This window comes from Methylobacterium sp. AC832, assembly GCF_979256025.1.
This window is the reverse complement of record NZ_CEEDMV010000002.1, coordinates 513,248-536,224: the sequence shown is the minus strand read 5'-3', so window position 1 is coordinate 536,224 and position 22,977 is coordinate 513,248. Positions and strand designations below refer to the sequence as shown.

General features: G+C 68.1%; 23 protein-coding genes. 9 read left to right on the top strand and 14 right to left on the bottom strand.

The features are described from left to right. The first annotated feature begins 97 nt into the window (after window positions 1-97). From AC0IXR_RS09685 to AC0IXR_RS09675, 3 genes are all read left to right on the top strand, one after another. Window positions 98-589 carry a YidB family protein gene (locus tag AC0IXR_RS09685; RefSeq protein WP_056425030.1) on the top strand — a complete coding sequence of 164 codons (492 nt, stop codon included), beginning with the start codon at window positions 98-100 and terminating at the stop codon, window positions 587-589. 137 nt (window positions 590-726) lie between these two features. Then, a complete protein-coding gene (locus tag AC0IXR_RS09680) occupies window positions 727-1,875 on the top strand; it encodes a chromosome partitioning protein ParA (RefSeq protein ID WP_471760560.1) in 1,149 nt (382 codons plus the stop codon). Window positions 1,876-2,002: 127 nt separating this feature from the next. Then, window positions 2,003-2,224, top strand: coding sequence for a hypothetical protein (locus AC0IXR_RS09675; RefSeq protein WP_471760559.1), 222 nt, complete (start codon window positions 2,003-2,005; stop codon window positions 2,222-2,224). Window positions 2,225-2,868: 644 nt separating this feature from the next. Here AC0IXR_RS09675 and AC0IXR_RS09670 read toward each other — a convergent pair. The 9 genes from AC0IXR_RS09670 to AC0IXR_RS09630 all read right to left on the bottom strand — a co-directional run bounded on the left by AC0IXR_RS09670 (window position 2,869) and on the right by AC0IXR_RS09630 (window position 13,199). Then, window positions 2,869-3,762: an NAD(+)/NADH kinase gene (locus AC0IXR_RS09670; protein ID WP_471760558.1), complete on the bottom strand. Its 894-nt coding sequence runs from the start codon at window positions 3,760-3,762 to the stop codon at window positions 2,869-2,871. 2 nt (window positions 3,763-3,764) lie between these two features. Continuing rightward, on the bottom strand, window positions 3,765-4,748 hold the full coding sequence (locus AC0IXR_RS09665) for an SPFH domain-containing protein (RefSeq protein WP_471760557.1): 984 nt from the start codon (window positions 4,746-4,748) through the stop codon (window positions 3,765-3,767). 18 nt (window positions 4,749-4,766) lie between these two features. Further along, complete coding sequence (locus AC0IXR_RS09660) at window positions 4,767-5,492, bottom strand: NUDIX hydrolase (RefSeq protein ID WP_471760556.1); 726 nt, start codon at window positions 5,490-5,492, stop codon at window positions 4,767-4,769. A gap of 227 nt (window positions 5,493-5,719) precedes the next feature. Continuing rightward, a complete protein-coding gene (locus AC0IXR_RS09655) occupies window positions 5,720-6,790 on the bottom strand; it encodes a BMP family ABC transporter substrate-binding protein (protein WP_311273914.1) in 1,071 nt (356 codons plus the stop codon). A 36-nt stretch (window positions 6,791-6,826) separates the two neighbouring features. Next, a complete protein-coding gene (locus AC0IXR_RS09650) occupies window positions 6,827-7,753 on the bottom strand; it encodes an ABC transporter permease (protein ID WP_056425047.1) in 927 nt (308 codons plus the stop codon). A 115-nt stretch (window positions 7,754-7,868) separates the two neighbouring features. Next, window positions 7,869-8,945 carry an ABC transporter permease gene (locus AC0IXR_RS09645; protein WP_471760555.1) on the bottom strand — a complete coding sequence of 359 codons (1,077 nt, stop codon included), beginning with the start codon at window positions 8,943-8,945 and terminating at the stop codon, window positions 7,869-7,871. Then, complete coding sequence (locus AC0IXR_RS09640; RefSeq protein ID WP_471760554.1) at window positions 8,935-10,575, bottom strand: ABC transporter ATP-binding protein; 1,641 nt, start codon at window positions 10,573-10,575, stop codon at window positions 8,935-8,937. Before AC0IXR_RS09640 ends, AC0IXR_RS09645 begins: the two co-directional genes overlap by 11 nt. A gap of 115 nt (window positions 10,576-10,690) precedes the next feature. Further along, window positions 10,691-12,052, bottom strand: coding sequence for an 8-oxoguanine deaminase (locus tag AC0IXR_RS09635; RefSeq protein ID WP_471760553.1), 1,362 nt, complete (start codon window positions 12,050-12,052; stop codon window positions 10,691-10,693). Between the two features lie 151 nt (window positions 12,053-12,203). Beyond that, window positions 12,204-13,199, bottom strand: coding sequence for a hypothetical protein (locus AC0IXR_RS09630; RefSeq protein ID WP_471760552.1), 996 nt, complete (start codon window positions 13,197-13,199; stop codon window positions 12,204-12,206). A gap of 494 nt (window positions 13,200-13,693) precedes the next feature. Between AC0IXR_RS09630 and AC0IXR_RS09625 the strand changes: the two genes are divergently transcribed. From AC0IXR_RS09625 to hpxZ, 6 genes are all read left to right on the top strand, one after another. Next, on the top strand, window positions 13,694-14,437 hold the full coding sequence (locus AC0IXR_RS09625) for a GntR family transcriptional regulator (protein WP_471760551.1): 744 nt from the start codon (window positions 13,694-13,696) through the stop codon (window positions 14,435-14,437). A gap of 166 nt (window positions 14,438-14,603) precedes the next feature. Then, window positions 14,604-15,278 carry a cysteine hydrolase family protein gene (locus tag AC0IXR_RS09620; RefSeq protein WP_461223051.1) on the top strand — a complete coding sequence of 225 codons (675 nt, stop codon included), beginning with the start codon at window positions 14,604-14,606 and terminating at the stop codon, window positions 15,276-15,278. Window positions 15,279-15,324: 46 nt separating this feature from the next. Beyond that, complete coding sequence (locus AC0IXR_RS09615) at window positions 15,325-16,932, top strand: regulator (RefSeq protein WP_471760550.1); 1,608 nt, start codon at window positions 15,325-15,327, stop codon at window positions 16,930-16,932. Window positions 16,933-16,951: 19 nt separating this feature from the next. Beyond that, entirely contained in the window at window positions 16,952-17,158 is a 207-nt protein-coding gene (locus AC0IXR_RS09610; protein WP_419953794.1) for a DUF4089 domain-containing protein, read from the top strand. 28 nt (window positions 17,159-17,186) lie between these two features. Continuing rightward, window positions 17,187-18,581: an AtzE family amidohydrolase gene (locus tag AC0IXR_RS09605; protein WP_471760549.1), complete on the top strand. Its 1,395-nt coding sequence runs from the start codon at window positions 17,187-17,189 to the stop codon at window positions 18,579-18,581. Window positions 18,582-18,589: 8 nt separating this feature from the next. Further along, window positions 18,590-18,970, top strand: coding sequence for an oxalurate catabolism protein HpxZ (hpxZ, locus tag AC0IXR_RS09600; protein ID WP_471760548.1), 381 nt, complete (start codon window positions 18,590-18,592; stop codon window positions 18,968-18,970). A gap of 83 nt (window positions 18,971-19,053) precedes the next feature. Here hpxZ and AC0IXR_RS09595 read toward each other — a convergent pair whose 3' ends face one another. The 5 genes from AC0IXR_RS09595 to AC0IXR_RS09575 form a co-directional block, all read right to left on the bottom strand. Further along, entirely contained in the window at window positions 19,054-19,668 is a 615-nt protein-coding gene (locus tag AC0IXR_RS09595) for a hypothetical protein (RefSeq protein WP_471760547.1), read from the bottom strand. Window positions 19,669-19,711: 43 nt separating this feature from the next. After that, a complete protein-coding gene (locus tag AC0IXR_RS09590) occupies window positions 19,712-21,142 on the bottom strand; it encodes a protein adenylyltransferase SelO (protein ID WP_471760546.1) in 1,431 nt (476 codons plus the stop codon). A 114-nt stretch (window positions 21,143-21,256) separates the two neighbouring features. Continuing rightward, window positions 21,257-21,751, bottom strand: a complete 495-nt coding sequence (locus tag AC0IXR_RS09585) for a P-loop NTPase family protein (RefSeq protein ID WP_471760545.1) — start codon at window positions 21,749-21,751, stop codon at window positions 21,257-21,259. A gap of 51 nt (window positions 21,752-21,802) precedes the next feature. After that, a complete protein-coding gene (pucL, locus tag AC0IXR_RS09580) occupies window positions 21,803-22,645 on the bottom strand; it encodes a factor-independent urate hydroxylase (protein WP_471760544.1) in 843 nt (280 codons plus the stop codon). 22 nt (window positions 22,646-22,667) lie between these two features. Then, window positions 22,668-22,811 (bottom strand): hypothetical protein, encoded by a 144-nt coding sequence (locus tag AC0IXR_RS09575; protein ID WP_311273905.1) that lies wholly within the window; start codon window positions 22,809-22,811, stop codon window positions 22,668-22,670. Between the last annotated feature and the right edge of the window lie 166 nt (window positions 22,812-22,977).

Sequence of the window (22,977 nt, the reverse complement as noted above, 5' to 3'; positions counted from 1 at the left end):
CCGCGGCACTCCTTTCAACGCCGGCTCGGCTCCCATGCCGGGCCGGATTTCCGCGGGCGGCCTTCCGCCCCCCACTCCCCACCGACAAGGACGACAGATGAGCAAGGGCTATCCCTCGATGACCGCGCTGCTGGGCCTGTTGGCCGTGGCCGGCTACCAGAACCGCGACAAGCTCGCCGAACTGCTGAAGGGGCACGACGCCCCGTCGGCTCCGTCACTGAGCCCGAACCACGGCACCGTCCCGCCGATTCCCAACACCAGCGCGAACACCGGCTCCACGGGCGGCCTCGGAAGTCTTCTGGGCGGCCTCGGCACGGCCGGCGTGGGCGGGCTGATCGCCAGCGGCCTGAGTGAACTCGTCGATCACTTCACCAAGGGCGGTCATGGCGAGACCGCCACGTCCTGGGTCAACCAGGGCGCCAACCGCGACATTCCCGAGGCGGATCTGGAACGTGCCATCGGCACGGACACCCTCGACCACCTCACCCAGCAGACCGGGCTGAGCCGCGCCGCGCTCCTGTCCCGCCTCTCGCGCGAGCTGCCCTCGGCCATCGACCGCTACGCCGCCGACGGCCGCAAACCGGCTTAAGGCCATACTCGCAGGCCAGACCTGCCCGACACGAAGCCACGATGCGGCCGGCGCATGACTGCGCCGGCCGCATACGACGCCGGGCGATGCCGCGCCGGGGTTCGATCCACCGCCTTCCCCGACACCGCGAGACCCTCATGGCCATCGACTACCGCTCGGAACTCCGCCGACCCTTGCCCTTCAGCCTCGCTGTCGTGGCCGCGATCCTGCTGGTCTGGCTCATCGTCGCCTCTATCGCGGGCGCACGCCAGCGCAGCGCCCGGGACCATCGGATCGAGGATCTGCAGAGCCAGCAGATTGCGCTCCGCGCCGATCTGGAGCGGCAGGTCTCGACCGCCGGAACCCTGAATGCGCTCCAGGCCAAGATCGCCACCGCCCAGCAGCAGGGCCAGCAGGCGAGCCAGGCCGCCGAGCAGGCGACGTCGCGCGCCGCGGCCCTGACGCAGGAGCAGCAGGCGGCTGAGGCCAAGGCGGCCGAGGCAAAGAAGACGGCCGAGGCAGAGGCCCGCAAGCTCACCGAGCTGCAGAGCCAGGTCACGCAGGCCGAGGGGAAGCTGACGCCGTTGCGCGAGGCCATCACCACCGCGGAGACATCGGCGGTGGACCGCGCCCGGGATCTCGCCGAGGTCGGTCGCCGTCTCGAGGACGCCCGCGTGCAGGAGGCCAAGCTCCGCGCCGATCTCGCGACCATGACGCAGGAGGCGACGGCCAAGACGACCGACCTCGCCAAGGCCGAGGAGCGCCAGCAGAATGCCCGCGAGGCCGCCGCCGCCGCGCAGAAGGATCTGGCCGACGCGCGGGCAGCGACCGAGCAGGCCACCAAGCAGCGCACGGAGATCGATCAGGCCGTCGCCGAATTGAGCGCCAACAAGGACAAGCTCACCTCCGAGATCGGTCTCGCCAACCGCGACGCCCAGCAGGCGCGCGAGGCCCTGGCGACGGTCCGCAACGACCTCGCCGAGGTCCAGGCGCAACGCGACCGCGTCGTGTCCGAGCGTGGTCAGGCCGAGCAGGCGTTGCAGAAGCTCTCCGCCGACCGCGATGCCGGCGCCACTGCCCTCGATGCCCTCCGCAAGCGCCAGACCGATGCGCAGGGAGAGCTGGCCACGCTCACCGAGACCCTGGCCACCCGCAACAAGGAGGCCGCCTCCATCGACGAGCGCCTGGCCTCCGCCCGGCAGGATCTGAGCGCCGCCCAGGCGAAGCTCGCCGAGACCCGCCAGCAGCTCGCCGCTCCGCCGGCCGTGGCGCCCGGCCAACCCGCCACCAATCAGCCGTCTCGTTGAGGCAACAACGACCCACGCGAGCAACGCTTGCGTGGGTCGCCCATCCGGCCCTGTCCCCTATGAAGATCGCAGCATGACCATCCGTATCTTAGCCCTGACGGGTCTCGCTCTCGTCGGAGCGCTAGCCATGACCCAGCCATCCGCGGCGCAGGAGGGCCCCGAAATGGAGGCCATGCGGGCGAGCTGCGGCGGCGATTACCTGCGACTGTGCGCGGGAATGAAGCCCGGCGGCCCTGAAGTGAAAGCCTGCTTCAAGCGCAATCGCCCGAACCTTTCGGAAGGATGCTCGAGCGCCATCGCGACTTATGAGCGGTCGCGTGGCCGCTCCTCCGACGACGCCGAAGACTGACACGTAAGACGACAGCGCGTGCCCCGTCTTGCCCGGTGAGAGTGGCGTCAGGGACGTGCGACACGAAAAACACAGAGAAACGGATCGGATCCATGACCAAGTTCACCAAGGCCATCACCTATGCCGTGGCCGTCGCGGCCCTCGTCACGCTGGTGGTCGTCATCGTCCAATCGACGAGCATGCTCGCAAGCTCGTAGCGGGCGATGGGACGACCAATGTTTCGGAATGGCCTGCGGCATGTAGAAACGCCGCAGGTTCCTGTCGCGAACACGAACGACGACCATAATCGAATAATCGGCGGATGAAGGAACGGTATTGACGCGAACTTGTTTCTTGCTTCCAAGTTTAAGTCGGAGGCATGCATGCGTCGCGTATCATCTGTCCTCTCGATCTTCAGGAAGCGCGCCAATCCTGAACAACCTCCGCAAAAGTCATTACGGTCAAGCTCTCCTGTCGCGCCCCATCCTCTGAGCGAAAGTCTCATCTACCCGATGGGACAAAGCTATAGCTGGGGCGGCCCATCGACGGCGTCACATGGCTTCGCGCCGGCTATAGGCTATGACGGCTATCATGGCGGCAACGGCTACTGATCTTGTGACGAAATAAAATCACGGCTGAGTCTGGAACAGGAACCCCGTGACTATCTAACCGACGGCGAGATTGAGGGTGCGGTCGGCCGGCGAGAGCCTGACCTGGGAACCCCATCCGAATGGCAGGAAATCCTGCTCGATACCGTCCGCGAACACGACGCCGCCGTCGTTCATCCGCGAGGTGATGAGGAGCCCGGCGTCTTTCAGCTTGCCGGCGCGCAGCCGCGTGGTGCTGGCGACGCTGGGGAAGGGCTCGCGCACCCAATAGCCCACCGCCGCCTCCTCGGTTCCGAGCGGGATGGTGAGATGCGTCGCCTCGGCGATGGAGCGGGCCCATCCGGTGATCCCGGTCCCGGAGGCCACGATGAGCCCGCTGGAGGAATGATCCTCGGCCTCGTCCGCCGTCTCGATCCGGTAGCGTGCGGATTGGTGGCTGCGATGCCCGACGAAGATCTCGTTGAGGGCAAACAGCGTCTCGCCATGGTCGAGGATTGCCCGGACCATGGTGCGACGCTCGATCGTCGCCGCACCGTTCACGCTGGCGGGGAGGAGAGCGCCCAACCGCTCGACGGCGATGCGGGCGAGGATACCGTCATAGAGGTCCGGCGCCGGGTTGATGCCGATGACGGGCTGCGCTCCGAGATACTTCGCCACATTCGCCACCAGCCCATCCTGCCCCACGGCGACGATCACGTCGTCGGGGGCGAACAGGAAACGGTCGAGATCGGCCCGCCGGACCAGGGCTTGGCGCCACTCGTCGGGAACCGAGGCCCGCGCACGGGCGAGCACGGCGTGGAAACGCTCGTGGCGCTCCACCACGTCCTCCAGCCTCTGCCCGCGACTCTCGAGGAAGAAGCGCGCCTGACCGCTCGTGGCGTGCCGGGCGATCAGGGCCTCGTAATCGGTCTCGCGGATGACGAAGACCGCGCGGTGGGTGAGGGCGGCCATGCCTAGCGCGCCCCCACCATCGGACGGGGCTTGTGAAACTCGCCCATCACGGCGGCGAGGAGGTCGGGCGTCACGCTGACATGCTCGATCGTGTCGAGCTTGCCCGCCAGTTCCTGCGCGGCGAGGCCGAGCAGAACCGCGGGCGGCAGGTCGCGGTAGATCGCGACGCGCTGCGCCTCGGCCAGGACCCTGGCCCCCTCGACGAGGCGGATGCGCTCCGCTTCCGCCATCGCCTCGACGCCTTGCGCCTCGGCGAGACCGGCGGCGCGGCTTCGCGCGTTCTCCGCCTCCTCGGAGATGAGGAGCTTTTCCCGACGCGCCAGTTCCGTGCGCGTGGCGAGTTCGTTCTCGGCGATGGCGCGCTCCTTCTCCACGGCCAGCGCCCGACGGGAGAAGGTCGCCTCGTCGGCCTTCTGCTGAAGCGCTTCGAAGGTCGGGGTCTGCAGGGCGCGTTCGAGCTCGCTCGTCGGCGCGAGGTTGGTGAGCCGCACCGACACCGCCGAGACGCCGATCTCGGCCAGGGACTGGTCCCCCGCCAGAACGGTCTCCAATCCTCCGCGCAGGGGCTCGGGGCCGGCATCCAGGATGGCGCGCACCGGCTTGCCACCGAGATATTGCAGCACCGCCTGACTGGCGATGCCGGCGATGCGGGCCTCGATCTTCTCGATCGGCTCACCCTGGAGCTTTCCGTTGCGAAGGCCGATGGAGAAATCGATGCGGTTCGCCAACCGCTCGGGATCGACCACGTGCCAGCCGATCGTCCCCTGCACGGCGACGGCCTGGAAATCCTGGCTGCGCGCCCGCACGAACAACGTCATCTCGCGGTCGTCCATCGGCACTTCGGCGATGCTCGACGTCTCGGGGCGGAACCAGAACACGAGGCCCCGGCCGCTCTGCCGGATGCGTCCCTTGCGGTAGCGGATGACGTGGCTGCTCGCCTCGCTCCTCAGCTGCGCGACCAGGCCGATATTGCGAATCGTCGCCATGGAAATCCTCCTGTGCGTTCAGCGAGATGGTTGAAATCGGTAGAGTTCGGCCGGCCGGAACGACGTTCCGGCCTCACGCGATCCGGTCGGCGCCAGCCAGCCCCGGTCGAGCATTCTGCGTCGGAAAGCCGGCTTGTTGAGCGTGGTGCCGAGCACCGCCTCGTGCACGTCCTGCAACTGGCGCAGGGTGAAGTGCTCGGGCAGGAGGGCGAAGCCCACATCCGAATAGTCGAGCTTGCCGCGCAACCGCAGGATCGCCATGGCCAGGATGGCGGCATGGTCGAAGGCGAGGGGAAGCGTCTCTCCCTTCGGCGACAGGGCCGTCACCTCTCCGCCCGTCTCGCCCTGCCACGGCACCGCGATGGTGGCCGGCATGAGGGCCGCCGAGCGCTCCAGCGCCTCGGCGAAGTCAGCCTCCGGCAGAAGAGCCAGATAGGCGACGCTGATGATCCGCATCCGCGGATCGCGGTCGAGGGCGCCGAATGTGTAGAGCTGCTCCAGATGCGCCCTGGCGATGCCGGCCTTCTCCTGCAGGACATGCAGGGCCGCCGCATCGAGGGTCTGGTCGATGCCGACGAAGCCGCCGGGCAGCGCCCAGCGGCCGGCATGCGGAAGCTGGTCCCGCTTCAGCAGCAGCGCCGCGAGCCGGCCCGCGCGCAGGCCCAGCAGGACGAGATCGACGGCGAGGGCAGGGCGCTCGTAGGCGGCGGGATCATACTCCGCCAGGAATTCGGCTTCGGTCACGGGATAGCCTTATATTCTCGATGCATCTTAGTTAGATGCATCGAGAATATAAGGCAAGAGGTGCGTCGCCGGGGTCCGGGGTTCCGGCCTCGTCCGGCGACTGCGTCCGGAAAAGGAATCGGCCACAGAGCTTCCGTCGCCCCAGGCACGAAAAAACCGGCCGTCACCTGAGGTGCGACGGCCGGTTCTTCGGGCCGGAATGGATCGATGCTACAGGTGCGACGGGGTCAGTTCGGCAGCTTGTCGTCGATGCCCTTCACATACCAGTTCATGCCGAGGATCATCGGGTCGGGGGCGGTCTCGCCCTCCTTCACGGCGACGCTGCCATCCTGTTTCAGGACCGGCCCCTTGAAGGGATGGAGCGTACCGTCGGCGATCGCCTTCTTGGAGGCCTCGGCCTTGGCCTTCACGTCGTCGGGCATGTTGGCGAAGGGCGCCAGCACCACCATGCCCTCCTTGATCCCGCCCCAGGTGTCGTGGCTCTTCCAGGTGCCGTCGAGAACGGCCTTGGCCTCGCCGATCACGTAGCCATCCCAATCGTCGACGATGGAGGTGAGCTGAGCCTTCGGGGCGAAGCGCATCTGGTCTGAGGACTGGCCGAAGGCGAACTTGCCCTGCTTCTCCGCCTCCTGCAGCGGAGCGGCGGAATCGGTGTGCTGGGACAGGATGTCGGCGCCCTGCGCCAGCAAGGCCTTGGCCGCCTCGGCCTCCTTGCCCGGATCGAACCAGGTGTTCACCCAGACGATCTTGAGCTTGATGTTGGGGTTCACCGATTGCGCGCCGAGCATGAAGGCGTTGATGCCGCTCACGACCTCCGGGATCGGGAACGAGGCGATGTAGCCCACCGTGCCGGTCTTGGAGAGCCTGCCGGCGATCTCGCCGCAGATGTAGCGGCCCTCGTAGAACCGCGCCGAATAGGTCGAGACGTTGGCCGAGCGCTTGTAGCCGGTAGCGTGCTCGAACTTCACCTTCGGGAATTTCTTGGCCACCTTCAGGGTGGGCTCCATGAAGCCGAAGGAGGTGGTGAAGATCAGCTGATGGCCCGAGCGCGCCAGGCTTTCGATGGAGCGTTCGCTGTCCGCTTCGGGCACGTTCTCGAGGAAGCTCGTCTCGACCTTGTCCGGCATCGCCGCCAGCAACGCCTTGCGGCTCTGGTCGTGCTGAAACGAGTAGCCGAAATCGGCCACCGGCCCGACATAGATGAAGCCGACCTTCAGCTTGCCCGCCGGCTTCTCCTGCGCCTGGGCCGCACCGAGCCCCAGCGCGAGCGCCACAGCGACGGCGACCCCCTTGATCATCCCCATATCACCGTCGTCCTCTTCGAAAAGCGCCGTTCAGCGGAACGGCGTGAACACGCGGCCGAGCGAGGCCGGGGCCACCGAGCCGCCCTGTCGTCGCCCCAGGGAGAGCAAGACGAGGGCCAGGATGGTGGCGAGATAGGGCAGGGCCGAGAGGGCCTGGCCGGGCAGCCCGAGACCCGCTGCCTGCGCGTGAAGCTGCAGCACCGTGGCGCCGCCGAACAGCATCGCGCCGGCCATCACCCGTAGCGGGCGCCAGGAGGCGAAGACGACGAGGGCGAGGGCGATCCAGCCGCGGCCGGCGGTCATGGCCGGAGCCCAGAACGGCGTGTAGGCGAGGGAGAGATAGGCGCCGGCGAGACCGGCGCATGCGCCCCCGAACAGCACCGCGAGAAACCGGACCTTGCGCACCTTGAGGCCGAGCGCGTGGGTGGAGGTGTGGTCGTCGCCGATGGCGCGGAGCGCGAGACCGGCCCTGGTCCGCCACAGGAACCATGCGATTCCGGCGACGAGGGCGAAGCCGGCATAGACGAACGCATCCTGCCCGAAGAACAGCCGGCCGATGCCGGGAAGGTCGGTGAGGCCGGGAATGGCGAGATGCGGCGCCGATTCCCGCTTCATGCCGACATAGGAGGCGCCGACCAGTCCCGAGAGGCCGAGGCCGAGGATCGTCATGGCGAGCCCGGAGGCGATCTGGTTGGCGGCGAGCACCACGGTGAGGATTCCGAACAGGGCCGACAGAGCGAGGCCGGCGCCCGCCCCCGCCACCGCTCCGGCCAATGTCGAGCCCGTCTCCACGGCCACCGCGAAGCCCGTGGCGGCGCCGAGCACCATCATGCCCTCGACGCCGAGATTGAGCACGCCGGACCGCTCGACCACGAGTTCGCCGAGCGCCGCGATCATCAGAGGCGTCGCGGCGGCGACGATGGTGACGAGCACCATCTGCAGGACGTCGAGAGTCATGGTGCGAGCTTCCTTCGACGCGCCGTCCGTCCAGCCGCCTTGCGGGCCGTCTCTCGCCGAGGACCGCACGGACGGATCATGCGCGCGAGCCGGGCCGACAGGGGTGTCACGCCCGTCACGTCGCCGTCCCCGGCACGAAACGGACGCGGTAGCGCGATAGGGCGTCCGCCCCGAGCACGAGGGCGAGCAGCAATCCCTGGAAGGCGCGTGTGAGGTCGAGGGGCAGCTTGAGGTCGATCTGCGCGCCCTCACCGCCGATGGTCGTGAGCGCGATCACCAGGGCCGCCACCAGGATTCCCACCGGGGAGAGCCGTCCCAGGAAGGCGACGATGATGGCGGTGAAACCGTAGCCCGGCGAGATCGACGGCTGAAGCTGGCCGATCTTGCCCGCCACCTCGGCGATCCCGGCGAGCCCCGCCGCACCGCCCGAGACCGCGAAGACCGCGAGCGTCAGGCGGACATCGCTGAACCCGGCGAAACGGGCGGCGCGCGGGCTCGCCCCCACCACCCGGACCTCGAAGCCGAACAAGGTCCGCGCCAACACGATGGCGGCGACGATCACCGCCGCCAGGGCGATGAGGACGCCGGCATGGAGCGTGTCGCCCTCCATCAGGTAGGGGAGGCGGGCCGCGTCGTCGAAGGTGACGCTCTGGGGAAAGTTGTAGCCCGCCGGGTCGCGCAAGGGTCCACGCGCCATGTAGTCGAGCAGCAATTCGGCGACATAGACCAGCATCAGGCTCGTCAGGATCTCGGAGACGCCGAGCCAGACCTTGAGCAAAGCCGGGATCAGCGCATAGGCGATGCCGGCCAGCGTGCCCACGGCGAGCATCAGCGGCAAGATCCAGAGGGTGTTCCCCTCCGCCCCGTGGGTCGCCACCGCGATCCAGCCGCCGAACAGGCCACCGACGACGAACTGACCCTCGGCGCCGATATTCCAGACATTGGCGCGGAAGCAGAAGGCGAGGCCGATGGCGATGAGGGCGAGGGGCGCCGCCTTCAGCGCCACCTCCTGCAGGGACCACACCTCGCTCAACGGCGCGACGAAATAGGTGACGAAGGCGGCGGCCGGCGAACGGCCCATGGCAGCGACCACGATGCCGCCGATGGCGACGGCGACGACGAAGGCCAGAATCGGCGCGAGGCCGTCCATGAGGGGGGAGCGGTTGGTGCGCGGCGACAGGTCAATGCGCATGGGCCATCGCCTCCATCGCCGAGGATGACGGCGTCGATTCGATGCCTCCGCCCCCCATCAGCAACCCCACCGCCTCGCGGCTCGTCTCGCTCGCGGGCACCGCCCGCGACAGCGTCCCGTCATGCAGGACCGCGATGCGGCCCGCGATCTCGAACAGCTCGTCGAGGTCCTGGCTGATGACCAGCAGGGCGGCCCCGCGCCCGGCGAGATCGAGCAGGGCCTGCCGGATATGCGCCGCGGCGAGCGCATCGACGCCCCAGGTCGGCTGGTTGACGACGAGGATGCCCGGCTCGGCCATGATTTCCCGCCCCATCAGGAATTTCTGCAGGTTGCCGCCGGAGAGCGTGCCTGCGGCAGGATCCGGCCCGGCCTTGCGCACGTCGAAGGCGGCGATCACGCGTTGCGCCAAGGCCTTGGCCGCGGCGTTGCGGAGGAAGCCGAAGCGGCTGAGGCCGGCGGTGGCGTGGCGCGAGAGGAGGGCGTTGTCGGAGAGGCTCAGGGTCGGAGCGGCCGCGTGGCCGTTGCGCTCCTCCGGCACGAAGCAGGCCCCGTGGCGGCGTCGCTCGGTGATGCCGAGGCGCCCGGCCGGAACGCCGTCGAGCGTCACCATGCCGGCCTCGGGTGCCGAAGCCTCGCCGGACAGCGCATCGAACAACTCGGCCTGCCCGTTGCCGGCGATGCCCGCGATGCCGACGATCTCCCCGCCCGAGACCGTGAGCGAGATGTCGCTCAGCGCCGTGCCGTGCAGGCCCGACGTCGCCAGCGAGAGATTGGAGAGGACGAGCCGGGGCGCCCCGAGGGGCATGCCGGAGGGCGGCTTCACCTCGCCGACCTGGACGCCCACCATCATCGCCGCCAGCGACCGGGCGCTCTCCTGGCGCGGGTCGCAGGCGCCCACGACCTTGCCGCCACGCAGGATGGTGGCGCGGGAGCAGAGCCGTCGCACCTCGTCGAGGCGGTGCGAGATGTAGAGCAGCGCCCGGCCCTCGTCGCGCAGTCGCTCCAGCACCGTGAACAGGCCTTCCGCCTCACCCGGCGTCAGCACCGATGTCGGCTCGTCGAGGATGACGAGGCGCGGGTCCTGCAGCAGGCAGCGGATGATCTCGATACGCTGGCGCTCGCCGGCCGAGAGCGACCAGACCGGGCGATGCGGATCGAGATGCAGGCCGTAGGTGGCGCCCACCGTGGACATCTTTTCCCTGAGCGCCTTCGGGCTCATGTCGGGCGGCATCACCAGGGCGATGTTCTCCGCCACGGTCAGGTTCTCGCAGAGGGAGAAGTGCTGGAACACCATGCCGATGCCGAGCGCCCGCGCGGCTTCGGGGTTGGCGAGCTTCACGATGTCGCCGCGATGAGTCACGACCCCTTCGGTGGGTTCCAGAAGCCCGTAGAGGATCTTCATGAGCGTCGACTTGCCGGCGCCGTTCTCGCCGAGCAGGGCATGGATCTCCCCGGCGCGGATTTCGAGGTCGACGCCGTCATTGGCCGTGAAGTCGCCGAAGCGCTTGACGATGCCGTAGGCACCGAATAGCGGCGTCGCGCCAATCTGGCCGGCAAGAGCCGGGGGAGCGGGAGCCGGGGTAGCAGGAGCGGGGGTGGCGGGAGCCGGGCTCGGGGTCGCATCCGTCATGAGGGCTGGGTTCCCCGATTCCATGGCGAGGCCATCGGACCACGCCGCCATTGCGGGCCGCGGCGCAGGATCGGGCGAGCACGCAACCCGCCCGCCTTCCTGCCCGCGGCCGCCGTCACGATCCGCTCCGCAGCGCATGAGCAAGGCGGGTATGGGCCTCGCGCAGCTGCCCGGTCTCGATGCCCAGCGGCTGGCCGTCCACCACCCGCCAGCTCCCCGCCGCCATGACCCGGTCGGCCCTGTGGGCGCCGCACAGGACCAATGCCGCCAGCGGGTCGTGGGCGCCGGAAAAGCGGAGTTCGTCGAGGGTGAACAGGGCGAGATCGGCCTCGCGGCCCTCCTCGATCCGGCCGATATCCCTTCGGCCGAGGCAGGCGGCCGAGCCCTCCGTCGCCCAGCGCAGGGCGTCGAGATGGGTGATGCGCTCAGCGCCGTAGGTCAGCCGGTTGAGCATCAGGGCGTGCCGGACGCCTTCCATCAGGTTGGAATTGTCGTTCGAGGCCGATCCGTCGACGCCGAGCCCCACCGGAGAGCCGGCGGCCTCCAGCTCGCAGGTCCGGCACTGGCCGGAGGCGAGCGTCATGTTCGAGGTCGGGCAATGGCACACGCCGACGCCGGCCCTGCCGAGACGGACCACCTCCTCGTCGTTGAAATGGATGCCGTGGGCGAGCCAGGTCCGGCTCTGCATCCAGCCAATCTCCTCGATGTAATCCACCGGGCGCTGGCCGAAGACGTCGAGACAGTATGCGTTCTCGTCCAGGGTCTCGCCGAGATGGGTGTGCAGGCGGCAATCGTAGCGCTCGGCGAGCGCCGCGCTCTCGCGCATCACGCGCTTCGTCACGCTGAAGGGCGAGCAGGGCGCCAGCCCGATCTGCACCATCGCCCCCGGCTTCGGATCGTGGAACAGACGCAGCACCCGCTCGCTATCGGCCAGGATCGTATCGTCGTCCTGCGTCAGGCATTCGGGCGGCAGGCCGCCGTCGCGCACCGACAGGCTCATGGAGCCACGGGTGACGAAGGCGCGGATGCCGATCGGGCCCGCTTCCTCGACCTGGATGTCGACGGCGGATTCGAGGCCCTTGGGAAAGAGGTAGTGGTGGTCGCCCGCCGTGGTGCAGCCTGAGAGCAGGAGCTCGGTATAGGCGAGCCGGGTCGCGAGGCGGAACGCGTCGGGGGTGATCTTGTCCCACACCGTGTAGAGGGCCTGCAGCCACGGGAACAACGGCTTGTTCAGCGCGACGGGATGGGCGCGCGTCAGCGTCTGGAAGAAATGGTGATGCGTGTTCACGAGCCCGGGAATGACGACGTGGCGGCTCGCGTCGAAGGTCTCGTCCACGGCTCGCGAAGGCTGCGCTCCCGCCGCGATCCGCTCGACGATCCGCGTTCCCTCGACGACGATGCCCCCGCCCGCATCCTCCGCGAGGATCGCCAGCGGATTGCGGATCCAGACCCGCCTCGGTGTGCCCGCTTCTGCCATCGTGCCCGTCAGTCCCTTCGCCGGAGGAAGGACGGAGCGTTGCCCCGGCCTCGTCACGCCTTGGTGTAAGGTGGACGGACGCGTCCTTCCAGAAGCGCTCCCCGCCGGACGCGAACCTTTCCGACCGGCGCGTTCCTAGGAAAACCTTGCTTCAGAAGACGTGGAACGAGACGCCGGCGAGGAAGCTCTTCTCCTCCGTGCCCTTGAACGTCGCCGTTTCCTGAGCGCCGAACTTGTTCAGCCAGTACTGAAAGCCGATGAAGACATCGACCTTGTTGGGTGTGTCGTAGACGAGCTTGCCGAGGTCGAGGACGAGATTGGTGCGGGAGAGGAATTCGAGACCGGTCTTCGCGTTGAAGGCGAACGCGGTCACGTCGGTGACGCCGCGCCCCTTGGGCAGCACGATGTTGTTGAAGCCCGCGATGCTGAGCGGCAGGCCGGTGAAGCTCAGGGGCAGGCTGTAGACGATTTCGAATTCGGGGACCGTGTCGAAGCTGACATCGCGGTTGGGGTAGGTATTGAAGCCGTTGCGGTTCCACTCCTTGTAGGCATGGACGGACGCGTTGATGAACCCGGCCGGCACGTCGAAGGCGAAGTTCAGCCCGCCGACCACGTCGCGCTTGCGCGGGCCGAAGGCCGTGTTCTTGGCATTGGCGTCGAAACCATAGGACAGGGAAATGTCCTTGATGATGCCCGGCACCGCGAAGGCCTTCGTGCCGGTGAGCGCATTGAGGCTGAGCGTACCGCGATAGAGGCCGTAGGCTTCCGTGGCGCCATAATCATATTGCGCGAAGCCTCCGGGCGCGTTGGTGGTGCCGCCAGGGTCCTGCGAGGCGGATTTCAGGATGTCCAGCGTGAAGAAGTTGGTGCCGTAGGCCCAGGCATTGGCATGCGAGATATTGTAGATGTGCTTCGGGATACCGCGCGTGCTGAACGAGCCGTCGGAATTCTGGACCTGCACGCCGGGCTCGGACGACGGAAACTGATAACGGTAGCTGAACTGCGTATCCGAGAAGAGGAAGAACGATCCGGGCGCATCGGGGAGCGGTGCGGGAGCGGGAGCCTTCACGAGGTCGGCGGCGAAAACGGGCCCCGTCACCAGCAACGAGACCACGGCCGCCATCAGCGCTTTCGGGATGCCCGACATGTTCAATCCCTCTTCCGAGCATCGCGCTCATGGGGATCGAAGGCTGCAACCCATATGCCAGGACACGCGAGCCGGAGAGGATGTGCGAATTGGCGACCCGATATGTGCAAATATGCAACAGAAGCGCCGAGGGCACGAGACGACAACAAATACAGGGGTTCACCGTCCGACCGGCAGTCAATACACATAGATCGATTCGAACTTGATAGTTTAACAATTCCTCTTCGCCGGCAAGTCATTGCAGATCATGAGGCCCAACCCAACTGGCATCGTTAAAAACAATGTAAAAATTCCGGTACTTTCAAGCGCGACCCGGAAGGCATGGTCTCCCGAATCGACGGCTATAGTGGTCGTCCTCGGGAATGTTGCAGCACCACGCCGGTCTCGATAAGTCTGCTTCTCGCAACACCCTGCATTCACGGCACGAGAAACTGCGCTAGGGTACGACCGCGTCCCTTCGGGTCGTCTTCGTCCCCCGCTTCATCGAGAGACCGGTGCCTGCATCACAGACCCGCGCCGAACACCTGGCGGACCAGATCGCGAACGACATCCTGGCCGGCGTTTTCCCACCGGGCCTTCATCTCGACGAGCAGGTCCTCGCCAAGCGCTTCGGCGTGTCGCGAACTCCCGTCCGCGACGCCCTGCGCCTCTTGAGCGGGACGGGACTGATCGACCTGCGTCCGCGCGCGGGCGCCATGGTGCGCAGGATGGCGCTCGACGAACTCGACATGCTGTTCATCGCCATGGGGGAGATCGAAGCCACCTGCGCGAGGCTCGCGACACTGAGCATGACGCCCAAGGAGCGGAGCCAGCTCCGGTCCCTGCATGACGGCATGGCCCGGCTGGCGGATGCGGATGACAGGGCGGGCTACATGGCCGCCAACCAGGAGTTTCACGGCCTCCTCTATGCCGGAGCCCATAACAGCGTCGTCGAGGAGATCGCGGTCTCCCTTCGCAGAAGGCTGACACCTTACCGCAAGGCGCAGTTCAAGGCCCCCGGCCGGCTCCATCGATCGCATGCGGAGCATGGCGCCGTCGTTCGCGCGGTGCTGGGGCGCGACGCGGCGGCGGCCAATGCCGCGATGCTGATCCATATGAGCATCGTCGAGGACGTCTTCGAGAGCGTGGATGCCGAGCCGGCGCGGGAGCGCGAAGCCGCTCACGAACGCGATGACGACCGCCGCTCCGCCGTCGAACCGGAAGCGGGGATCGGCAGGCCGGAGCGCTCGAACCGCTGAGCCAGCGCAAGGATTCCACAACCTGGCGCGCAACGACGCAGGATCGCGCATCATTTGGGCGTGTGCCGGAGCTACCGTGCATACATGATCGCAACGACATCGCGACCGAATCGGCACCGCCGCCGGGATTCGGAAACGCGGCATCGGACGATCGGGTGTGCAGGTCATGAGTGTCACGCTCAGCGCGGAGCCCGCCGATCTCGCCTTCGATCCCGCCACCACCGCGCTCGTCATCATCGACATGCAGCGGGACTTCCTGGAGCCCGGTGGGTTCGGCGAAACCCTGGGCAACGACGTCTCGCTCCTGCTGGCCGCCGTCGCGCCCTGCCGGTCCGTCCTCGCCGCGGCACGCCGCACCGGGATGCTGGTCGTGCATACACGGGAAGGTCACCTGCCCGACCTGTCGGACGCACCGCCGGCCAAGCTCGAACGGGGTGAGCCGACGGCGCGGATCGGCGCCCCCGGCCCGATGGGACGCATCCTCATCCGCGGCGAGCCCGGACACGACATCGTGCCGGATCTCGCGCCGTCGGCGGGTGAGATCGTGATCGACAAGCCCGGCAAGGGGGCCTTCTACGCGACCGAACTGGGGGCGGTTCTGGCCGAGCGTGGCATTGCCACCTTGCTCGTCTGCGGCGTCACCACGGAAGTCTGTGTGCATACGACGATCCGTGAAGGCAACGACCGGGGCTATCGCTGCGTCGCGCTCGCGGATTGCTGCGCCTCCTACTTCCCGGAATTCCACCGCATCGGCCTGGAGATGATCAAGGCGCAGGGCGGCATCTTCGGCTGGGTCTCGTCGTCGGAGGCCGTCCTGACGGCCCTCGCCACACCCGGATGACGATCGCCGGGACGGGCTGATGGCGGCGGGACGGGGAGGGTGGACCATGGCAGCGGGATCGGCTTCGGGCGGAACGACAAGCGGGATCGGCGGCGTCTTCCGTCCCAGCCTCTGGGTGCCGGGGGATTGGAACGCCTTCTTCGGCTTCGGCACCAACATCCTGGTGAACCTCCTGGTCCTCACCGGCCTGCTGCGCTTCGTCCTCGGCATGCCCGATGCCATCACATTCGGGCGCATCCTGCCGGCCATCGGGCTGATGCTGTGCCTCTCCACCGCCTATTACGGCTGGCTGGCCTATCGCCTGGCGAAGGCGACGGGCCGGAGCGACGTCTGCGCCCTGCCATCCGGCATCAGCGTGCCGCACATGTTCATCGTCGTCTTCGTCATCATGCTGCCGATCAAGCTCGCCACCGGAGATCCGGTGAAAGGCTGGGAGGCCGGCCTCGCCTGGGTCTTCATCCAGAGCTTCATCCTAATGATCGGCGGTTTCGTCGCCCCCGTCATCCGGCGGGTCACACCGCGCGCCGCGCTCCTCGGCACGCTGGCCGGCGTCTCGGTCACCTTCATCGCCATGCGTCCGGCCCTGGAGATGATCACGACACCCGTGATCGGTGTCGTCGCCTTCGCCATCATCCTCCTCGCCTGGTTCGGCGGCCTGCGCTATCCCGGCCGGATCCCCGCCGGCCTCGTCGCCATCCTGTTCGGGATGGTGGTGGCCTGGGGGGCCAAGCCGTTCGGCCTCGACATGGGCGGGGTCAGCGGTCCCGGTTTCCTCGCCGCCATCCAGGGAATCGGTTTCTCGATTCCCCTGCCGGCCTTCGGCCACGTCTTCGGCGGGTTCGAGTTCCTCGGCGTGATCCTGGTGACCGCGATCCCGTTCGGCATCTACGATCTCGTGGAGGCCATGGACAATGTCGAGAGTGCCGAGGTCGCCGGGGATGCCTATCCGACCACCCGCGTCCTCACGGCCGACGGCGCCGTCAGCCTGATCGGCTGCATGATGGGCAACCCCTTCATCAACGCGGTCTATATCGGCCATCCCGGCTGGAAGGCGATGGGCGGGCGCATCGGCTATTCGGTGGCCACGGGTCTGGTGATCCTGGCCCTGTGCTGGCTCAATCTCGTGTCGCTGCTCTCCAGCCTCGTACCCGTGGTCGCGATCGCGCCGATCCTCCTCTACATCGGCATGCTCATCGGGGCGCAGGCCTTCCAGGAGACGCCGCATTCCCATGCGCCCGCGATCGTGCTCGCCTTCGCGCCGCATCTCGCCGCCTGGGCCAAGACCCTCGTGGACGGCGCGTTGGGCGCGGCCGGCACCAGCGCGGCGGCGGTGGGGCTCGACAAGCTCGGACAGGTGGGCGTGCTCTATGGCGGGCTCGAAGTGCTCGGCGAGGGCGCGATCCTCGGTGGGCTGATCCTCGGTGCCATCGCGGTGTTCATCATCGAGCGCGATTTCGCCAAGGCGGCGGCTTTCTCGGGCGCCGGGGCGGTGATGACCTTTTTCGGCTTCATGCATGGCCCCGCGGTCGGAATCGCGGTGAAGCCCGGCCTGGCCCTTGCCTATCTCATGGTGGCGGGGCTCCTCTACGCAGCGTCCCGCGCCACCGCCGAAGAGCGGCTCATGCCGGTCTCGTCGGCACTGCCAGCGGAATAGAAGAGACAGGGAGACGATCATGGTCGAGATGCCGAAGACCGAACCCGCACCGGGGGGGCTCGACACCTATATCGACGCCGCCTCCTCGCTCCTGGGCATTCCCCTCGACCCCGCCTGGATCGCGGCAATCGGGGCGAATCTCACCGTGCTTCAGGCCACTGCCGGCCTCGTCGCGGCCTTTCCCCTGCCCGACGAGGCGGAGCCGGCTCCGGTCTTCGTAGCGTGAGCAGCAGAACGCAATGACGAACGACACGATGAACGATCCAAGCACCATGCACGCGGCGAAGATCGCCGAGTCCGTGAGGGACGGGGTGATCGGCGCCCGCGAAACGGTCGAGGCCGTGCTCGCGCGCATCGCCCGGGTGGACACATCGGTGAATGCCTTCACCGACGTGCTGCCCGAGCGCGCGCTGGCCAGGGCCGATGCCATCGATACGGCGCGGAACCGTGGTGAGGCGCTGGGGCCGCTGGCGGGCGTCCCCTTCGCGGTGAAGAACCTGATCGACATCGCGGGCCTGCCGACGCGGGCCGGCTCGAAGATCAACCGCGATCTCGCCCCCGCCGAGCGTGACGGCGCCCTGGTGAGGCGGCTCGAAGCGGCCGGGGCCATCCTCGTCGGCGGCCTCAACATGGGCGAGTATGCCTATGATTTCACGGGCGAGAACGTCCATGACGGCGCGACCCGCAACCCGCACGATCTCGGCCACATGTCCGGCGGCTCGTCCGGGGGGTCGGGCGGCGCGATCGGCGCGGGCCTCGTCCCGCTGGCCCTCGGCTCGGACACCAACGGCTCGATCCGCGTCCCCGCCGCCTTCTGCGGCTGCTTCGGGCTGAAGCCCACCTATGGCCGGCTGACGCGGGCGGGAAGCTTCCCCTTCGTCGGCAGCCTCGATCATCTCGGGCCGATGGCACGCAGCGTCACCGACCTCGCTTTGTCCTACGATGCCATGCAGGGGGCCGATCCGGACGATCCGGTGGCGACCACCCGTGCGCCCGATCCCGCCATGCCGAGCCTCGATGACGGCATCGGCGACCTGCGGATCGCCGTGGCGGGCGGATACTTCGCGCGTGGCGGTGACCACGAGGCGTTCGTGGCGGTGGAAACCCTCGCCGCATCCCTGGGCGCCAAGCGCCGGGTGGAGATCCCCGAAGCCGCACGGGCGCGGGCCGCCGCCTACCTCATCACCGCCGCCGAGGGTGCGGCCCTCCATCTCAACCGCCTGCGGACCCGCGCCGCCGATTTCGACCCGGCCGTGCGCGACCGGCTCATCGCGGGAGCGATGATTCCGGCCCCCTTCGTCGAGCGCGCGCAGCGCTTCCGCCGCTGGTACCGCGCGGCGATGCTCGACCTCTTCCGCGAGGTCGACATCATCCTGGCACCCTCGACCCCGTGCCGGGCTCCGAAATCGGGTCAGGTCACCTTCGAGCTCGATGGGGTGTCCCTGCCGGTGCGGGCGAATATCGGCGTCTTCACGCAGCCGATCTCGTTCATCGGCCTGCCCGTGGTGGCGGTGCCGGTACGGGTCGATGACGGCCTGCCCCTCGGTGTCCAGATCATCGCCGCTCCGTGGCGCGAGGATCTGGCGCTCCGGGTCGCGCGCCACCTGGAGAGGAACGGCGTCGTCTCCGCGCCGCATGCGATCCTGTGAGCGAGCCGATGGACATCGACGCAGCCGACGTGATCGCCGAGGTCGAGGCCGCCTTCGCGGCCTATGAAAAGGCGCTGAACGGCAACGACGTGGCGACGCTGGAAGCCCTGTTCCACGACGATCCCCGGACCATCCGCTATGGCGGGGGCGAGAACCTCTACGGCATGGACGCGATCCGTGCCTTCCGCCGCGCGCGCTCGCCGGCCGGGCTGGAACGGACCCTGTCCGATACGGTGATCACGGCCTATGGGCGGGATACGGCCGTGGCGATGACCCTGTTCCGCCGCGACGGATCGCCCGGCAAGGTGGGTCGGCAAAGCCAGACCTGGATCCGTTTTCCCGATGGCTGGAAGGTCGTCGCCGCGCATGTGAGCGTCATCGACGGATAGGCGCGGAGAGCCCTGGCCTGCGTCTCTCGCGGAGACCACGTGGGTGAGAGAGCGTCAGCGACGTGCGGGGCGGTAGCGCCTGCTCACGTCTCCTGAGGCGCCTTCTCGGTCACCACGCGGCGCAGGCGACCCTTGCGCTTCTCGTACTGGAACATCGAGGTCAGGGTCGGGTCGGCCGGATCCGATGCCGGGCCCATCGGCGCCAACTCGGGCGCCGGCGCAGGCTCGGGGGCCGGTGCAGGCTCGACCGCCGGGGTGGGAGCCCTCCGTTCGAATGCGAGACGCACCACCTCACGGTCGCGCAGAAGGATCGTCGCGATGGCGTTGTCGGCGGCCATCGTCGCGCTGGCGCCGTCGGTGAACGTGATCGGCAGGGTCGCGGTGGTCGTGGCCGAGGATTCGAGCACATCGAGCCCGAGCCCCACGAAGGAGGCCGCAAAACCGAAGGGCGACGGCAAGGCCTTGGTCGTCGTGGCGAGCGCGCCTTGGAGACCGCGCACGATGTCGCCGCTCCAATGCGGCTCCGTCGCCGGTTCGGTCGGCAGGCCGAGATCGGAAAGATCCTCCACGCCACGGATATCGCCGTTGGGAAAGCGAAACACGCCGTTGTCGTAGGTGGCCACTCCCTCGCCGAAGGAGCCCGCCGTGATCCGAATATCCGTCATCGTGCCGTCCTGGCGGACGTCGACCGCCGCCATCGCCCGAACCTACGCAGCCATGTGTCCGAAACAGGGCGTCGCCTCAGACGGCCGGCGCGGGCGCCGTACCATAGGCATCCGCCATCTCGGCGATGGCATCGAGCTTGGCATGGAGCGCCGACCAATCGTCCCGCTCGGCAATCGGATCCCACAGCGCCTCGACCTCCTCGATCAGCATCGTGCAGGGCTCGCGCCGCGCAAAATACGGGTGATCGAGCCGGATTCCCTCCACCGGGGACAGGGAAGCGAGGCTGGTTCTGACGGCGGCGAAATCCTCGCGCTCGTAGAAGGCGGAGGAGGGACTCGCCGCCGCGCGGTCGGTGCTGGCGAGCCCGCCATACCAGTCGAAGAACGTCTGCTCGAACGGCGCCCGGCTCTTCGCCAGGAAGCCCCAGAAGGCGGCGACGAACCGGTGCAAATCCGCCTCGTCCGCCGGCTTTGCCAGGCCCAGCCGGGCCAGGAGCGCCTCGGCGAAGGCATCCTGAAGGCTCGTCCCGAAGACCTTAAGCGCGCCTTCGAGGGCTTCGCGGTCGGCGAGCGGCATCAGGCATTCGGCGAGCCGGCTGAGGTTCCAGAACAGCGCCTCGGGCTGCCGGCCGAAACTGTAGAGCCCCTGAACGTCGAAATAGGCGGCGGTGAAGCTCGGATCGCTGGCGGGCGCGAAGCGCCACGGGCCGTAATCGAAGCTTTCACCGGTGACGTTGATGTTGTCGGTGTTGAGCACCCCATGGACGAAGCCCGCCGCCATCCACTGGGCGCCCGTGCGGGCGACCCTGCGGCAGACCTCCTCCAGGAAGGCGACGGCGCGGGGCCCGGTCTCCTCCCGCCACGCGTCGGGCAGGTAGGTCCCCACCGTGTAATCGAGGAGTTTCTGGATGTTGTGCGGCTCGTCCAGCGCGAGCAGGCGCTGGAAGCTGCCGATGCGGATATGGGAATGGCTCAGCCGCACCAGGACGCTGGACCGGGCGGGGGAGGGCTCGTCGCCGCGCTCCAAGTCTTCGCCGGTCTCGATCAGGCTGAAGGTCTTCGAGGTGTTGACGCCCAGGGCCTCGAGCATGGAGGTGGCGAGAATCTCGCGCATGCCCCCCTTCAGGGTCAGGCGTCCATCGGCCGTGCGCGACCATGGCGTGGTGCCGCTGCCCTTCGTCGCGAGATCGAGGAGACGCCCATCCACGAGGTCGTGAAGCTGCGCGAACAGGAAGCCGCGCCCGTCGCCGAGATCGGGGTTGTACGAACGGAACTGGTGGCCGTGATAGCGCAGCGCCAGCGGCTGGGGCAGGCTGCCGGGTAGCGGCTGGAAACGGCCGAAATGCGCGATCCACGACTCGTCGGACAGACCGTCGAGTCCCACCCGCGCCGACCAGGGCCGGTTGCGATAGCGCAGGATCGTCTTCGGGAAATCGGCGGCGGCCACGACGTCGTAGAAGTCGGTGCCGAGTTCCATGTGCTTCGCGGCGGTGCGGGGTGATGGCATGGGCGAGCGCGGGTTCCTGCGATGGAGGCCGGACTCTAGCGAGAGCGGCGCGGCGATGACAGCCACCCCCGAAGGCAGCCACCCCCGATGACACGAGCGCCTATCGGGGGAGAGTCATGCCCCCTCGAACCGGCGCTGCTCCGCGCGACTCGCCAGAATGACGACCTTGCCGGGAAACCGTTCGATCAGAGCGAGGTTCCTCGCCCGCCTCTTGCGGTTCCAGGTCCAGACGTAGCGCAGGAACTCCATATCGAGCCGCTCCGGGCAACCGAGCGCCGCATCCGGCCGGACCCGGCCGTAGCTCGCCGCCAGCCGGCGGATCACCCGCGCCATCGTGAGCCAGGCCGGAAGATCGAGATAGACCAGTGTGTCCGCCGCCTCGAAGCGCGGCCCGATCGTGTCGGTGTAGTTCCCGTCGATGATCCAGCGCGGAAGGGCGGCGAGACGCTCCACCTCGGCGCGGAACGCCTCGGCCGGCACGGGCTCCCAGCCCGGACGGAAATACGCCTGATCGAGATGGAAGACGGGCAGGCTGCGGGCGGAGCCCAGGCGTCTCGCCAGGGTCGATTTCCCGCTGCCCGGCGGCCCCATGACGATCACGCGCTGCATGCGGACCTGCTTAGCCGATGAGCGGTCGCCGCCGCCAGAGTGTGCGTCGCGCTACCGCTCCCGCCCGATCGTCGCCTCGATCTGTCCGTGCGGTTCGTCGGTGGGCAGGAACACAGCGTTCGGGTTGTCGAGGCCGAAAGGCGCGAGGTTGATCGGGATGTAGTGCTTGTTGGGCATGGCGAAGGCGATCTCGGCGATCTCCGGGATCGCGGCCAGGACCGCCTCGCCCATCCGGTACATGCTGTCCTGGACACCGTAGCTGTACGTCGTGCCGAACACCGCGATGAGGGTCGCCAGCACCTGGGCGTTGGCGGCGGCATAATCGGCCGGGATGCCGGCCCAGGTCCAGGTCGCGTCCATGCTCGTCGCGGCGATGCGGTCGCTGGTATCCGGCAGGGTACGGTATTGGTCATCGACGAAATCGGCCCAGCCGGACTGGGTCGTCTTCATGAAGGTGTAGCCGCGCAAGCCGGATTTCAGCACCGATCCGGCGTGGTTCGCCGTGAGCTCGACGAAGCCGACGCCGTTGCCGTCGAGGGTGAAGGTATGGCCATGCGGCACGCCCGCGATGGCGTGGCGCAGCCAGCGCGTCTCTCGCGCCTCGATCACGATCTCCTCGACCTGCGGGTAGGCGTCGAGGAAGACCGATGCCACGGCGCTGGCGAACGCTTCCTTCTCCGCCGCGAGATGTTTCGCCGCCGTGACGTTGACGATGTTCTTGACGCTGTCGGTGGCGACGCAGGCCCGGTTGTCGCCCGCCGTCCAGGCACGGTCGAAGCCGCCCTTCATCAGCACCTTCACGTCGAGTTCGCGCGGGGTATGGTGGTCGCCGTCGCGGGCGAGCCGCATCACCCGCACCCGTCCCTTGCCGTAGGTCGACGCCGTCAGGGCCATGATCGGTTCCTTCTCGTTTGCCTCAAGCCTCGGCCGCATGGGCGATAGTCTGCGAGAACGACCTGTCGGGGAAGACCAGACCGATCATCACCGGCCAGCGGATGCCGTTCGGTCCGCCGCTCCGACAGAGCGCGGGGGTCCCGGTTCTCCGGAAGATCGTCTGCAAGCGGGAAAATCGTCTGCAAGCGGGAAGATCGTCCGCAAGCGGTATGCCAGCGGAATCGGCCGAGCCTATGGCCCGGAGCGGATAGGGTCCCGATGCCGCTTGCCCGATCTGGTCCGTTGCCTGCTACGAAAGCGCATGAAACCGGCTCGGTTCGGCACCTCCGCCG

Coding starts and splice junctions, on each gene's coding strand:
- AC0IXR_RS09685 (WP_056425030.1), top strand. CDS start 98: ATGAGCAAGGGCTATCCCTCGATGACCGCGCTGCTGGGCCTGTTGGCC.
- AC0IXR_RS09680 (WP_471760560.1), top strand. CDS start 727: ATGGCCATCGACTACCGCTCGGAACTCCGCCGACCCTTGCCCTTCAGC.
- AC0IXR_RS09675 (WP_471760559.1), top strand. CDS start 2,003: ATGACCCAGCCATCCGCGGCGCAGGAGGGCCCCGAAATGGAGGCCATG.
- AC0IXR_RS09670 (WP_471760558.1), bottom strand. CDS start 3,762: ATGGCCGCCCTCACCCACCGCGCGGTCTTCGTCATCCGCGAGACCGAT.
- AC0IXR_RS09665 (WP_471760557.1), bottom strand. CDS start 4,748: ATGGCGACGATTCGCAATATCGGCCTGGTCGCGCAGCTGAGGAGCGAG.
- AC0IXR_RS09655 (WP_311273914.1), bottom strand. CDS start 6,790: ATGATCAAGGGGGTCGCCGTCGCTGTGGCGCTCGCGCTGGGGCTCGGT.
- AC0IXR_RS09650 (WP_056425047.1), bottom strand. CDS start 7,753: ATGACTCTCGACGTCCTGCAGATGGTGCTCGTCACCATCGTCGCCGCC.
- AC0IXR_RS09645 (WP_471760555.1), bottom strand. CDS start 8,945: ATGCGCATTGACCTGTCGCCGCGCACCAACCGCTCCCCCCTCATGGAC.
- AC0IXR_RS09640 (WP_471760554.1), bottom strand. CDS start 10,575: ATGACGGATGCGACCCCGAGCCCGGCTCCCGCCACCCCCGCTCCTGCT.
- AC0IXR_RS09635 (WP_471760553.1), bottom strand. CDS start 12,052: ATGGCAGAAGCGGGCACACCGAGGCGGGTCTGGATCCGCAATCCGCTG.
- AC0IXR_RS09630 (WP_471760552.1), bottom strand. CDS start 13,199: ATGTCGGGCATCCCGAAAGCGCTGATGGCGGCCGTGGTCTCGTTGCTG.
- AC0IXR_RS09620 (WP_461223051.1), top strand. CDS start 14,604: ATGAGTGTCACGCTCAGCGCGGAGCCCGCCGATCTCGCCTTCGATCCC.
- AC0IXR_RS09615 (WP_471760550.1), top strand. CDS start 15,325: ATGGCAGCGGGATCGGCTTCGGGCGGAACGACAAGCGGGATCGGCGGC.
- AC0IXR_RS09610 (WP_419953794.1), top strand. CDS start 16,952: ATGGTCGAGATGCCGAAGACCGAACCCGCACCGGGGGGGCTCGACACC.
- AC0IXR_RS09605 (WP_471760549.1), top strand. CDS start 17,187: ATGAACGATCCAAGCACCATGCACGCGGCGAAGATCGCCGAGTCCGTG.
- hpxZ (WP_471760548.1), top strand. CDS start 18,590: ATGGACATCGACGCAGCCGACGTGATCGCCGAGGTCGAGGCCGCCTTC.
- AC0IXR_RS09595 (WP_471760547.1), bottom strand. CDS start 19,668: ATGGCGGCGGTCGACGTCCGCCAGGACGGCACGATGACGGATATTCGG.
- AC0IXR_RS09590 (WP_471760546.1), bottom strand. CDS start 21,142: ATGCCATCACCCCGCACCGCCGCGAAGCACATGGAACTCGGCACCGAC.
- AC0IXR_RS09585 (WP_471760545.1), bottom strand. CDS start 21,751: ATGCAGCGCGTGATCGTCATGGGGCCGCCGGGCAGCGGGAAATCGACC.
- pucL (WP_471760544.1), bottom strand. CDS start 22,645: ATGGCCCTGACGGCGTCGACCTACGGCAAGGGACGGGTGCGGGTGATG.